A 13,356-nucleotide genomic window follows, 5' to 3' on the forward strand; every position below is an offset into this window, starting at 1 on the left:
TGTCCGTCGTCAGAACATTTGGCACAGGTCGCGGCGTAAATTAGCGGAGTGCGGGCCTCGTCTGTTGTTGGGTTTTAGGCGGCGAGCTTACGGTGTTGCAAGCGCCGATGTTCAATGGTCTGTCGCTTGATCCTTTCGCGTTGTTTGATGATGGCTGGTGCCCTGCCGAAGTAGGCGTCTGCGGGCGTCACGTTGTTTAGGCTCTCGTGGTATCGGCGGTGGTTGTAGTGCTCGACGAAGGTCTCGATCTGGGCCTCAAGGTCGCCGGGCAGGAAGTAGTTCTCGAGCAGGATGCGGTTTTTAAGGGTCTGGTGCCAGCGCTCGATCTTGCCCTGGGTCTGGGGGTGCATCGGGGCGCCGCGCACGTGGCTCATCTTGTTGGCCTCGATGTATTCAGCCAGTTCGCCCGCGATGTAGCTGGGACCATTGTCGCTGAGCAGCCGGGGCTTGTGCAACACCGTGGCGCTGTCGCATCCGGATGCGACCAACGCTACATCCAGCGTGTCGGTCACATCCTCGGCCCGCATGTTGGTGCACAACTTCCAGGCGATGATGTAGCGCGAGAAGTCGTCGAGCACGGTGGAGAGATACATCCAGCCCCACCCGATGATCTTGAAGTAGGTAAAATCGGTCTGCCACATCTCGTTCGGCCGGGTCGTCTTGGTATGGAACGCATCAGCCGCTTTCACCACGACGTATGCCGGGCTGGTGATCAGATCGTGGGCCTTGAGCAGGCGGTAAACCGTAGCTTCGGACACAAAGTATTGGCGCTCATCGGTAAATCGCACCGCCAGTTCGCGCGGTGACAGCTCGGACTGCTCCAGCGCCATTTCGACGATCTGGTCCTGCACCTCGGGCGCGATCCGGTTCCACACCCGGCCTGGAGCCGATGGCCGATCCGCCAACGCCTCCGGGCCGCCTGCGAGGTAGCGGTCATACCAGCGGTAGAACGTCCGCCGGGCGATGCCGAGTTGGTCCAGCGTTCGCTTGGCAGGCAGGTGGGACTGCTCGACGATCCTGATGATCTCGAGCTTCTCGGATGCGGGATACCTCATTCTTCGTCGCCCCCATCCGCGATCATGCTTTTTTTGAGCAAACGGTTTTCCAGCGTCAGGTCGGCCACGCATTCCTTCAGGGCGCGGGCTTCGCGGCGCAGATCCTGCACCTCGCCAGTGGTCGCGGCACGGGCGGTATCACCGGCCAACCGGCGCTTACCTGCTTCCATAAACTCCTTCGACCAAGTGTAATACAGGCTCTGGGCGATGCCTTCCTTGCGGCACAGCTCTGCGATGCTGTCCTCACCACGCAGGCCGTCCAGCACGATGCGGATCTTTTCTTCGGCAGAGAAATGGCGCCGGGTTGCTCGGCGGATATCCTTGACCACCCGCTCAGCTGGGGCCTTCTTGGGAGGGGATTTTTTCACGGAGGGTTGGGTCTTCATCTTCGTTCCTTCGTCACTACGACGAAGCCCCAACCCTCCTTAAATCACAACCTCAAATCTGTGCCATTGGTGCTGACGGGGGACAGACGGCACAGATGAGGCCGGGCTTGAACACCCTAACAGCTGGACGATGTTCACCCCGACCGAGTTGCTACGGCTCTATGTGATGGATGCTTTGGGGAAGGAGGGTGTCCCAGTCCACGACCAGCGGCTCAAGGTGTGGGACGTCTACCGTCACGAGATCTGCCGGAATGATCTGGCCATCCTGAGCACGGGGACGCGGGGTGGCCTTGTCTATAAGCCCGACTTGCCGGTGTTTCTGCCAGGAACGCTGCAGAATCAGATCGAATGGTTTGAAGCGTTCGATGCATTCCAGAGGGACCTTTTCGTAGCGCAGCTGCGTGCGGAGGCAGAGCGCCTTGCTGCAGCTGAAGAAGCTCGCATTGCGGCTATTGGTCGCCGAGTGATCGGAATGCTCGACCGCGGTGCAGGCAACCCGCTTCAGATCGTTGGCGAGATTGCGGGCGTTGCCGATGAACTGCGCAAGACGGCAAGCGAAATGACCGGTGCTGTTCAAGCCGCACTGGATGCTCCCTTGCAGTCCTATGCACGAGCTGATGCCAGCCTTCTTGATGACCTGTCGGCCTTCGTGGCCCAGCTGATGGCTGAGGCCGCCGGGGACGTCGCCGAAGATCTCGACGATGATGTGGACGATGACGAGGATGACGATGAAGAGGCTCGTCGGCCTGTTTCCGGGCGCAAACTGACGGTCGATGTATTCCGGAGGGCGATGCGTGCACGTGCGATCGGACAGGCAACTGGCCGATCTCCGGGCGCACGCACCCGGAATGGCAAGGTTCTGCAGTTCCTACGCGATCGGTCGCTCGAATTGCCTGACCTGAAGGCTATCGGCGGGCGCCTCCTCGTGCAGCGGGCAGCGCGACGGATAGCGAAAGCTCCCGCGACGTGGCTGTCGGGTGTGTCGCTACGTTATCGGCAATTCCGCAGGGCGATGCGTGCAGAGGGGCAGTGGTATTCTGACAACGCGATTGGCGGGAGTGATGCCCATCCAGCTGAACTCGATGCCATTCTGCTCGCAATCGTCGGACAAGCGCGAGCAATGTCGAAGGATCGGTTGCTCCAATCACGGCTAGATGAACGCCGGCCCGTGCTTATGGACGCAGTCGCGCGCCTTCGCCGAAATCAGATCCTCATCGATGAGGCGACGGACTTTTCGCCGCTCCAATTGGCAGTGATGCGCAATCTCGCAAGCGTCGAAACTGACGCTGTCTTCATATCTGGGGACTTCAATCAACGTCTCACGATCTGGGGTAGCCGGAGCCATGAAGATCTTGGGTGGGCCGTGCCGGACATCGAGCTGCACCCGATCTCGATCAGCTATCGACAAAGCCGCAAGCTTGCCGAATTTGCGGTGGGTCTTGCTAGGCTACAAGGGGGCGAAGTTGTTGAGCAAGGTCCCGTTGGAATGGACAATGACGGCTTCTCGCCTGCGCTCGGCTTGGGGTTGAATTCGATCGACGAGCGCGCGAAGTGGCTGGCATCCCGTATTGCCGAGATCAACATGCTAAGTGCCGGGACGATGCCGACCATCGCGGTGCTCGTTGAGAACGAGGACGAAATGGAGCAGCTCGCGGTCGTCTTGAGCGGGATGGTCGAGGACCTGAACCTGCCTGTCGTTTCGTGCCCGCGCGGGCAAGTTAAGGGTCAGGCAACAGAGGTTCGGATCTTCGATGTGAAGCACATCAAGGGTCTCGAATTCGAAGCTGTCTTCTTCACAAACGTTGATCGCTTAGCCCTTGAGCAGCCTGACCTATTTGACCGATACATCTACGTCGGGGCAACGAGAGCCGCGACTTTCCTCGGCCTGACGGTATCGGGGGACGGGCTTCCGGGAGTGCTTGATCGGCTTCAACCCGAGATGTGCGAGAGCTGGAGCTGACCTAGCGTGTCACTAAATGAACGCCTTAGTCGGCGCCACACAAGTGCCCATCCAATCTTCCGGGTAGAGCTCGATCAGGCCGCCTTCAATCATGGCTTCCGCAAGGCCAACGGCATCGCCGACGGGTGGCTCTGGTTCAAATCCGATGAGGGCGTGCCCGGAGAGGTCGCGCTCGCCAGCGGTGTCAACTCGGATGGATCTCCCTGGTTTCTGGCTGTCGAACACGCGGGCGTCGCTGCCAAACTGGCTGTTGAACTGCGCGATGCGGCGGTGTCGCCCCCCGCGCACTTCAAGGGAGCCTTTGCCTTCGAAACCCAAGCGGAGCTTCGGTCAGCCTTGTCCCGAGCTTTTCATCTGGCGCGCAGTCTGCCCACATTTCCGCTCGCTCAGTACCAGGCCGAGGTTGCCGGTCTGGGCAGCACCGAGGTCGATCGGATCGTCAAGGAACGGGTAGGGCAGGGCTATTTCCGCCGAGCATTGCTGGACTATTGGGGCGGGCGCTGCCCACTTACCGGCATTGGTGATGAAGCGTTGCTGCGTGCGAGTCACATCGTTGCATGGGCGGACTGCCGCAGTGACGACGAGCGATTGGATGTCTACAACGGACTGCTGCTGGCCGCGCACTGGGACGCAGCGTTTGACCGAGGTCTCGTGAGTTTCGATGATCAGGGCCGCGCGCTTGTTAAGCCGACCCTGAGTGAAGCAGCTCTCGCTATTCTCGCACCCGAGCGCGCCCGGCTGCTCCCGCTCGATGAGGCGCACCGACGTCAGCTTGCGCGGCATCGTGAGCGGTTTGGCTTCATTTCCTAGCGGTATCGCTCGCTTCCGCCGCTTCCCCCCGCCGGATTGTCCGATACACCGTCGGCCGCGAGACCTTGAACAGCTTGCCGAGGTCGCTGATCGAGTATTCGCCGGTGGCGTGCATCTTGAGGAGCTCGCGCTGCTGGAGGTCTGACAGCTTGGGCGGCTTGCCGCGGAGCTTGCCCTTGTCCCGGGCGATCTTCATGCCTTCACGAGTGCGCAGGCGGATGAGGTCGCTCTCGAACTCGGCGAAGGTGGCGAGGATGTTGAAGAACATCCGGCCCATCGGGTCGTTGGGGTCGTAGACCTGCTTGCCCAGCGCGAGGCTCACGCCGCGCTTTTCGAGTTCGTCGGCGATCGCGCGCGCGTCGGGCACGGATCGGGCTAGGCGATCAAGCTTCGGCACGACCAGCGTTTCGCCGGCGCGGACCGCGGCCAACGCCTGGGCGAGGCCGGGGCGATCGCGGTTGCGGCCAGTGAGGCCGTGGTCGGTGTAGATGCGGTCCTCGGGTACGCCGAGTTCGATCAGCGCGCGGCGCTGAGCAGTGAGGTCCTGCTTGTCGGTTGAGCAGCGGGCATATCCGATGAGGGTGTTGGTCATTTGTAACGGATGAGGCCCCTGTGTGAGAAAATAAAGCGTACCACCTTAATGAGAGAGCAGGCAAGCTGGATTTGTAGAGGGGAGGGAGGTCTGACCTCTGGCGCGCGCAGGGTGTCCGTTGAGCGATCCTTACTGGACATGACGATCGACGCTGAATTATCGGTTGTGAATGAGTGGTCTGCGCAATCAGTATGAGTGGTCTGCGGTCTTTTTGGCGGCAGCCGAGCTTTCCCGAAGAGGGCATAGCGTAGCACTTACCCTGGGCCCTAATGCGCCACTGGCTGATCTTGTCGTGCGCTCGCCGGAAGGCGCACATTTCATCGTGGATGTGAAAGGAAAGGGCCGTCCGGGTCGATGGTGTGTCAAGCCCAAGGAACCGACGGCCAATCTGTTTTACATCTTGGTTCGCTTAGGAATGACGCCCTCTGGCATCGATCGGAACGCGGACAGGTTCTATGTCATGCCACAGCATATCGCTCTTGAGTTGACCCGCAAAAACCAGAGAAATCCAGGGTTAAGCGGGTTCTCGTCTAGAGATGCCTTGGCCTACCGCGATAATTGGTCTTGCCTTCCGAAATAGATCTCGTGATCAACGTCTGCGGCTTGGCGGTCACCTGACGACTGAGCCTGTCGGCTACTCGCGATTGGCAAGCTCTTTGAAGGCGAAGTACGAAGCCGCCGTGAGGGCCAACGACATTACTATTAAGCAAATTACACGAAGGGGCGGACCCCAAGTCGTTCTTAAGGCGTCTCTGGCTATATTCAAAATTTCACTGTCAGATGGGCGGCTCAGAAACCACTCGAAGACGTACGGAATGGCGAAGAAAATGGCCGCTACCAGAAGCGCAGGCCAATATCCGGCTGTCAATGCGAGCCAAATATCTTCGGCGAAACTCGTCCGTCTCCTTCGGCGACCCATCCGCCTTCCTCCTGGCAGTTGAGAATATCGCAGCTGCGGCACTGGTCAAGCAGACATCTGCGGCGGACTGTGGCCTCCGAAGTGAGGAGCCGATTGATTTTCCAAACAAAAAAGCCCCGGAGTGCCCGGGGCTTTCTGATATCGGCTCTGGGCTTAGCTTAGCGGACGCCGAAGAACTCTCTGCACCAATTCCACATGTTGACCTCCTGTTTGCACCCAAGTGCTAACAGGCATGGTTAACATAGTATTATTGCTTTGCAACCGCTACGCAGCTGTGCGTGCGCCGCGTAGGTGCGTAAGGATCTCGTTGATGGGCATCGCGGGAGCGAAGAAGTAGCCTTGAGCGTGGTCGCAGCCCATATCCCGCAGCACCTTTGCCGTCTCGGCATCTTCCACACCCTCGGCCACCGCTCTCCGTTCGAGAGAGTGCGCGATGTCGATGGTTGCCTGAACAACTGAACGGCTTTCGGCCGACGTCAGCATGTCACCGACAAATGTGCGGTCTATTTTCACCTCCGAGCCGGGGATGCGTTTGACGTAGCTCAGAGCCCCTTGCCCTGTGCCGAAATCATCGATCGAAAGCTGAATCCCAAATTCACGCAGGCCCGCCATCACCGCTGCTACGCGGCGGTCATCCAGTGGTGCAGTCTCTGTGACCTCGAGGATGATCTTCTCGGCCGGAACACGGTGCTTCGACATGAGGTACGTCATGTCATAGATTAGCTGAACCCGCGTCAGCGCAACCGCGGACATATTGATCGCGATGTGGAAGTCCGGGTTCAATTGGCGTGCCAGCCTGGCACCGGCGAGGGCAGTATCGATGACATAGATCGTGAGGTCGTCGATCCGCTTATGAGCCTCTGCCATCGCTATCACATCCTCAGGGGGTATCGCTCCGTGAAGAGGGTGAGTCCAACGCAGCAGCGCTTCGGCACCGATAGTTCGGCCAGTTTTCAGGTCGACTTTGGGTTGGTAGGCTACCTGGACGTTGTTGCGCGCCATGGCCTCATCAAGGTCGGACAACAGCGAGAGCCTCTTGTCCCGCTGCTCGAGATATTCGGCGTTCGCAACGATGGCATGTGTGCCGGCGTGAAGAGCATCTTCCGCTGATTGGATCGCTGTCGCGATCCGCGAACGCATGCTGGCGTCCCAGTTTTCATCGACACCGAGGTGTGCTGCGATATCGACGGTGCCACCTGCGTGTCCCACCCCTGTTCTGAACAGTGCATGCAGCCCTTCCAGATGTTCGATCAGCTCCTGAGACTGCAGTTTTGGACGCAGCCAAATGATCGTGTCCTTGTGGAACGCAAATTGGGTGCCTGCTTCGGTCGCTGATAGTCGCTTTATCGTTTCTTCGATGAACTTGATGATTACCCCGTCGGATGAATTTCTTGTTATGAAAGAAAATTCTCTGATCTTGAGAGCAAAAACGCTGAGGTTTTCACTGGGCTCCAATCGCTCAAGCGCCTCCACTCGCAGGCAACCTGTCGTTTCGTCGAACATTTTCTGCGAATGTCGCTCCAGCCTCACCGTCCCGATAGCCAGGCACAGGATTGCCGGGAAGATATCGACCCCTATGGATAGGTAGTCCAAACCAAGCGGCACAGAAATGAGAAGGACCAAGGCAGCTGCGCTCACTTTTCGGTCCGGCTTCATCCGCTGCGCTTGCCATAGCAATGCTGCCGCGGAGAAGAGGAGGGCGGGCAGCCACCCAAGGTCTACAGGTACCCCTTCGCGGAGCGTATGTGCACCGAGCGCGTGGAAGTATACGCCGGGAATTTTGGCGCCAAGCGGTTCGTAATGGGTGTCGCTCGTTCCAGAGAAGGTTTGGCCGATCACGACAGCTGCACCGTCGAATGTATTACTTGCAAACCTGCCCCTCAGGACGTCGATGTAGCTGACGTTTTTGATCGTATGGATGTTGATCCCAAAGTCAGGCCGGTAGAGGCGCCGGTCTCCACGGTAACCGGCTAGCCCTGCTGATATGGAGGGTATCTTCTTCCCATCGACCAATTCGAGTGTAGGGAATCGGTAGCTGAGGCCAAAGGGGCCTGCCTCCCCGACCATCGACGCGAGCCTTGCTCGTTCGCGGAATATTCTCGCTGGCATCATCGTCGCATAGCGCTCAATGCCCACCTCTGATGCAGGTGCTGCACCAAGGTAGACCTCGTCGTGGCGGGCCAGTGCTTCGGCCAATGCCATATCGGATGCTTGGTTTGTAGGATCAGCGTAGGCCTTGTCGAAGAACACGCGTGTTGCACCGGCTGCGAACAGCCGGTCGATCAGCTGCGCGTCCTGTTTCCGATCGGGAATGTCGGTCTGAAGTTCATTGAGGGTGGCATCATCGATCGTGACGACGACGATATCGCTCGGAGCCTCGTGGGACCGGATCTCCGCTCTCACCGCACGGTAAACGTCTTCAGCCGGCAAGCCGAGCTCGACGAGGCCTGCGATCACTCCGATGCCGAGTGCCATTGCGACGATCTTCATCGGTTTCGATGCCCAAATGCGCACGCGACGCTTCGCGCTTGGCTTGCCGATGCGCCTCTGGACTAGGACATCTCTGAACTTGCGGCGTAGCCACCGCACTGCTGAAACTCGTTTCACGACCGCTGCTCCGGATCGCCGCGCCGCGGCTCCAAATTTGTCGGCGGCGAGCATAACTAACAGATATCGAATAATTCTTAACGCGGTCTCCGGGTTGCGCTGACGCCGTTCGTGCGAGTGACGGAGCCCTTGGATCGGCCACCGGCACCTCGATGCAGTTGACCTTTGTCGACGAGTCGACAATACGCGTCTTATGACCAATGTGCGCAACAAACCGAGCCGTCAGATTGTCGGCTTCTCGCTGTCGCCCGAGATGGCGCGCGCGGTAAAGGCCGAGGCCGCCAACCGCGGGCTGTCCCTTCGAAAGCTGTTCGAAGAGCTTTGGACCGGGTACGAGACCGACAAGGGGGAGGGGGGCAGTGGTTCTTGATGAGCGCCAGCTCGCCGGACTGGCTCATGCCCTGATTGGTGAAGGCCTTTCGGTCACGCGAGCCGAAGAGCTTCTGATAGCTTCTTCCGAGGCTCCCAGCCCCGAAGTAATCGAACCCATCCGAAAGGCCATTGCAGCTGGTGATGATCCGCTGGGAGAGCTGTTCTGCACCCTTCGGTCCCCCAAGGAGCGTAGGGATAGCGGTGCGACCTATACGCCTCACGCTATCGTGGCATCGATGCTTGCTTGGGCGGAAGATCAGGAGGACGTGCCCTCGCGCGTGGTCGATCCGGGCTGCGGTTCTGGCCGATTCCTGGTTGCGGCCGCTCGTGCCTTCCCGAGGGCCAGGCTGATTGGTGTCGAAACCGACCCTCTCGCGCTGCTTCTGCTTCGCGCCAACGCTGCCGTCTGCGGCTTCTCAAACCGTTTGTCCGTCGTGGCGCGCGACTACCGCGAAGTGAAGCTTCGCAAGATCAAGGGTGCCACGCTGTTCATCGGGAATCCTCCCTATGTGCGGCACCATCAGATCGGCGAGAGATGGAAGCGATGGTTCGCTGAAACGGCCGCTCAGCACGGATTTCGGGCCAGCAAGCTCGCGGGTCTCCACATTCACTTTTTTCTGAAGACGCGCAGCATCGGCCGTCCTGGTGATTTTGGTGCGTTCATCACGTCGGCCGAATGGATCGACGTCAACTACGGCTCTGTCTTGCGCGAGATGCTGGCGGACGGGCTAGGGGGTGCGTCTCTGCATGTCATCAGCCCGAATGCGCAGCCATTCGCCGATGCGATGACTACGGGGGCCATCACCTGCTTCAAACTGGGCGGCCAGACTGATGATCTTGCCATCCGCGCGGTTGAGGGTCTTGATGAACTCGACAATCTGAAGGGCGGGCAGGCCGTGCCGTGGACCAGCCTCGAGAAGGCGGGGAGGTGGTCTCATTTCGTTCGCGAGGGGCCAGTGCCGGGCGCCGACGAAATCGAACTTGGCGAGTTGTTCCGCGTTCACCGCGGCCAGGTCACCGGTGCCAATAGCATCTGGATTGCTGGTGCGCGCGCGCATCGTTTGCCCTCCCGCTTTCTGCTACCGACGGTCACCCGGGCACGGGAGCTCATTGCGGCGGCACCATCGCTCGACCGCGACGACGCTTTGCGCAGGGTCATCGATCTGCCGGTGGATCTGAACGACTTGTCCCCCAAGGAGCGGCGGGCAGTCGACGAGTTCCTTGCCTGGGCGCGCGCTCACGATGTGCCGTCAGGCTTTGTGGCCCGGCATCGCCGCGCATGGTGGTCCGTCGGCCTGCGAGAGCCTGCCCCGATCTTGTGCACCTATATGGCCCGCCGCCCGCCCGCATTCGTCCGCAATCGGTGCAATGCTCGCCACATCAACATCGCTCATGGCCTTTACCCAAGAGAGCCGATGGATGACGAACGTCTCGATCAGCTCTTGGCGTTCCTTACCGGCAACGTATCGACGACTTCGGGCCGAACCTATGCCGGGGGCCTCACCAAGTTCGAACCGCGCGAGGTCGAGCGTCTGCGCATCCCATCTCCCGATCGCCTGGCCGAGCTTGCTGGCCTATGAACCTTCCCAATGCCGACCGGCGGCCAAAGATCTGGACCGACGATGAACTCAAGGGGCAGGCGCAGTGCTCGATTGACGCCTTCGTCGATCGCAGGTTGAAGGAGCCGCGCGACCGCTATCGTGAGCATCTTCGCTTGCGGCAAAGCGGGGTCTTGCGCTTGTTCAAGACGCTGGTTGGAGTCGACCCGCTAAACCCAGACCCTTCCACCGTCAGAACGATCCTGTTCGAGCCGGCGCTCCTCGATGCTCTTCGTTACGTCGCCGGTCCTCCGGTGTCCGAGGACGATCTTGGGGTGCTGGTTACACGGTCAACCCAGCGCCTCACAAAGAACCGCCTTCGCGCAGATGACAAGCTGACGGTGAAGGTGCTCGGCCTGATTTGCCAGATGTCCGATCCGGTGCGCTTCCCTTGGATCGATGATCGGCGGACGCCAAGCCTGCATGAGCTGAAGCATGCGATCAGAGCGACAGCGGCACTTCACGCGACACAGACGCTTCAGACGGAGCGTCGTGGCTATGGTCGCAAGGTCGAGTCCGTTCTGAAGGACCGATTGCTGCTTCAAGGCTACGAGAAGGTTCCGACCCCGAACAAGGGCAAAATCACCGCGCCGACACACTGGCCATCCGCCAACACCTTTTATGGCGAATGCACGGTCTATGGTCGAAAGGCAGACATTCTGGTCGGGACCAATGACGGCCGCATCATCGCAATCGAGGCAAAGGATTCCTCGTCGGCGCTCAACAGCATAAAGCGGGTGCTTAACGACACGGCAGCTAAAGCCAAGCATTGGCGCGGAAAGGCTGGAGAGGAGATCGTACCCGTCGCGTTGCTGTCCGGCGTATTCGGGATCGAAAGCCTGAAGTCTGCGCAGGAGAGTGGGTTATATCTGGTCTGGACGCATGACCTGGACACCTTTGTTGATTGGCTCTCGGCTCAATGAAAATCTGAGTCTCCTTCGCATGATTTTTCGGCCTGGTGGTTTCCAGCGACTAGGGTGTATTCTATTGTAGGCTGAAATAGTTGAAATGAGGCGATCTCGTCAGGAGGCCGTGTTTGAGCAGGTATCTATTCAGTCCGTCCGATGATTACGACGGTGGCGCTGCCGTTGTGGTTGGATGGGACTCGTTGATCGAGAGTTATTTTTTTCAGTATGGCGATGTGTGCTCTGATTTGCCGTTAATGCTCGCCACTGGTCAGCGACGTTATGAACATTGGGACTGGGAAATTGTTCTTATGTTGGCCCGCCATTTTGGCAAGAACATCCCGGATGATTTGGAATCTGAGCTGCTTCTAGATCCGTTCCGCGATAGCGGCCTCATGCCCGGTGACCAGCATCGAGCACCGGAACGATTCATTCTGACCCATCAGGCATACAATGGGGTTGAGCTCTCATTCTCGGTGGATCAGCGTTGGGCGCGCCAAGGCGATCAACTCGTTCGATTAGCTGATCAAATTCTTGAGGGGTTCGGTGACGAATCACTTGCTTCGGCGATAATTGAAGACGCCGAGAGACTTAAAGTGGATCGATCAAATTCTGACTAAATCATGCGCCTGATCAGGCGATCTTATAGTTGCCAGAATTGACGGTTTTGGTATAGCTATTAACATAATCTATATTATCAATCTGGCAGATTGGAAGTTCTGAATAGCCTCAGTGCATTATTGGGACACAAATATACGGTAGTCGGTTGCAGTGTAAAGGACCTGCTATTTCCTGAGCTTTTCGACCCCGAGCTCGCGCCAGATCCATGAAAAATCGTAGGTTGCCATGGGATCGGCGGCATCGGGGTGATTTGCTGCGCGGTTTTCGATAAATTTGAGCCACTCAGCGATTTTTTTGCGCCCGCTCGCGGTCTTTGCTGCCTCGCGGGGTGTGAGATCGCCCAGCATGCCGACAGGCTGGTCGAGCGTTTCGCGGTAATGCCTGTCCATAACATCATGAACCAGTTGCGCAGCCGCTTCCGGCGGAACAGCAGGCTCTGCCGACGGCCGACCTTGGTGGTCGCGCATCGCCTGCTCGATCGTCACGATTTCGGTCAACGGCTTGCCCACGGCGGTGCCCAGCAGCTTGGACAGCGCTGCTGTGCCGACCTTGGCCCGATTGGCTGAGTTGACCGAAAGAACGAGAGACTTGCCCTTGATTTCGATGGTGCCGAACACCGTCCGGCCATCATCTGTGCTTGTTCCGAACGCAAGTTTCCCGGGCCCTTTTGCACGCGGTATCGTGTCTGCTGACGGCTTCAGCCAGTTCCAGAGCTGATCGTTCGCGCGGTGCAGTTCGGGCTGCGCATCGAGCAGCGCACCGACGGCTTCAGCGGATGTCCCGCGCTTGAGTGGGAAGCGTACATTGTGGAACACGAGGTCATCGCCATCGGTATTCTGCACTATGGGGGATTGCAGCCCCATCGCTTTGGGCAGGACGTCGAACAGCCATGCGGTCGTGAACAGGTGGGCGATGTTGGCAAGCAAGTCGTCGTCGATATCGATTTTCGCCGACTTTCGGCGCTTCCCGCTCGCGGCCCTCAACGCTTCGAGCAGCGCTTCGGCAGCCTCTGGCGTGAAAGGAAGGATGACACCGGACAACACGTGGGCGCTGCGTTCGGGCACAACCCGCACGGCAATCCGGTCCCATTGTCGCAAAGTGCGCGAACCTGTCTTTTCCCTGATACGAATGGGGTCCCCGCCACGCACGAGATCGCGAGCGGCAAACCCCTCACCTGGAACGACGTCGCTGACTTCGTACAAGCTCATCGCTGAGTCCCGCAGGGCGCGCAGATAGGCCTTTGTTGGTGCCTTTTCGTTCCAACCGCGGCGCTTGAGGTAGTCGTCTACCAGATTGTCTCCATCGGGTTCGAACCGGCGCGTCATCAGGTCTTCGAGTGCGGTCCCAAGCAAGACGCCGGTGTAGTGATCGCTGATAAGGTCGCCGATCTCGTCAAATTCGAGGTCGAACTCCTCCATTGCGGCACCGACGTGATCGGTCAGAGCATCATGCAGGGCCTCGGCCCAGGCATCGCCGGTCGCGAATTTTATGATGCGGGAAAGATCGTGGCCGACGTTCATACAGTTGATCC

The 13,356-nt window shown here is 59.1% G+C and carries 10 protein-coding genes; 6 read left to right on the top strand and 4 right to left on the bottom strand.

Features of this window, described 5'->3' with window-relative positions; genetic code table 11:
* Positions 1-74 precede the first annotated feature (74 nt).
* A protein-coding gene (locus BZF57_RS17275) for an IS3 family transposase (protein WP_120222458.1) occupies positions 75-1,441 on the bottom strand; the annotation gives its coding sequence in 2 pieces (ribosomal slippage) (positions 75-1,090 and positions 1,090-1,441; 1,368 coding nt in all).
* A 130-nt stretch (positions 1,442-1,571) separates the two neighbouring features.
* On the opposite strand from BZF57_RS17275, the gene BZF57_RS17280 reads away from it, so the two are divergent.
* Together BZF57_RS17280 and BZF57_RS17285 are read left to right on the top strand one after the other, a co-directional pair.
* On the top strand, positions 1,572-3,401 hold the full coding sequence (locus tag BZF57_RS17280) for an ATP-binding domain-containing protein (RefSeq protein ID WP_086740354.1): 1,830 nt from the start codon (positions 1,572-1,574) through the stop codon (positions 3,399-3,401).
* Positions 3,402-3,407: 6 nt separating this feature from the next.
* Positions 3,408-4,211: an HNH endonuclease gene (locus BZF57_RS17285; protein WP_086740356.1), complete on the top strand. Its 804-nt coding sequence runs from the start codon at positions 3,408-3,410 to the stop codon at positions 4,209-4,211.
* Here the strand turns inward: BZF57_RS17285 and BZF57_RS17290 are convergent.
* Both BZF57_RS17290 and BZF57_RS17295 read right to left on the bottom strand, forming a co-directional pair.
* Positions 4,201-4,803: a recombinase family protein gene (locus tag BZF57_RS17290; RefSeq protein WP_086740358.1), complete on the bottom strand. Its 603-nt coding sequence runs from the start codon at positions 4,801-4,803 to the stop codon at positions 4,201-4,203. The two genes, BZF57_RS17285 and BZF57_RS17290, sit on opposite strands and share 11 nt — an antisense overlap.
* Positions 4,804-5,986: 1,183 nt before the next feature.
* Positions 5,987-8,212 carry an EAL domain-containing protein gene (locus BZF57_RS17295; RefSeq protein ID WP_162291038.1) on the bottom strand — a complete coding sequence of 742 codons (2,226 nt, stop codon included), beginning with the start codon at positions 8,210-8,212 and terminating at the stop codon, positions 5,987-5,989.
* Positions 8,213-8,522: 310 nt separating this feature from the next.
* Here BZF57_RS17295 and BZF57_RS21160 point away from each other — a divergent pair, with 310 nt between their 5' ends.
* From BZF57_RS21160 to BZF57_RS20910, 4 genes are all read left to right on the top strand, one after another.
* The gene (locus BZF57_RS21160) at positions 8,523-8,699 is read left to right on the top strand and encodes a hypothetical protein (protein ID WP_156076270.1); all 177 of its coding nucleotides are present in this window, start codon (positions 8,523-8,525) and stop codon (positions 8,697-8,699) included.
* Positions 8,689-10,281 carry an Eco57I restriction-modification methylase domain-containing protein gene (locus BZF57_RS17300; protein WP_086740362.1) on the top strand — a complete coding sequence of 531 codons (1,593 nt, stop codon included), beginning with the start codon at positions 8,689-8,691 and terminating at the stop codon, positions 10,279-10,281. The genes BZF57_RS21160 and BZF57_RS17300 overlap by 11 nt, the downstream gene beginning before the upstream one ends.
* A complete protein-coding gene (locus BZF57_RS17305) occupies positions 10,278-11,222 on the top strand; it encodes a XamI family restriction endonuclease (protein WP_067407128.1) in 945 nt (314 codons plus the stop codon). The genes BZF57_RS17300 and BZF57_RS17305 overlap by 4 nt, the downstream gene beginning before the upstream one ends.
* Before the next feature lie 113 nt (positions 11,223-11,335).
* Positions 11,336-11,824, top strand: a complete 489-nt coding sequence (locus BZF57_RS20910) for a hypothetical protein (RefSeq protein WP_143738544.1) — start codon at positions 11,336-11,338, stop codon at positions 11,822-11,824.
* A gap of 165 nt (positions 11,825-11,989) precedes the next feature.
* On the opposite strand, the gene BZF57_RS17310 is transcribed toward BZF57_RS20910, so the two are convergent.
* Complete coding sequence (locus BZF57_RS17310; protein WP_086740364.1) at positions 11,990-13,345, bottom strand: DUF7986 domain-containing protein; 1,356 nt, start codon at positions 13,343-13,345, stop codon at positions 11,990-11,992.
* Between the last annotated feature and the right edge of the window lie 11 nt (positions 13,346-13,356).

This window comes from Erythrobacter colymbi, from assembly GCF_002155685.1.
Taxonomy (GTDB): Bacteria; Pseudomonadota; Alphaproteobacteria; order Sphingomonadales; family Sphingomonadaceae; genus Erythrobacter; species Erythrobacter colymbi.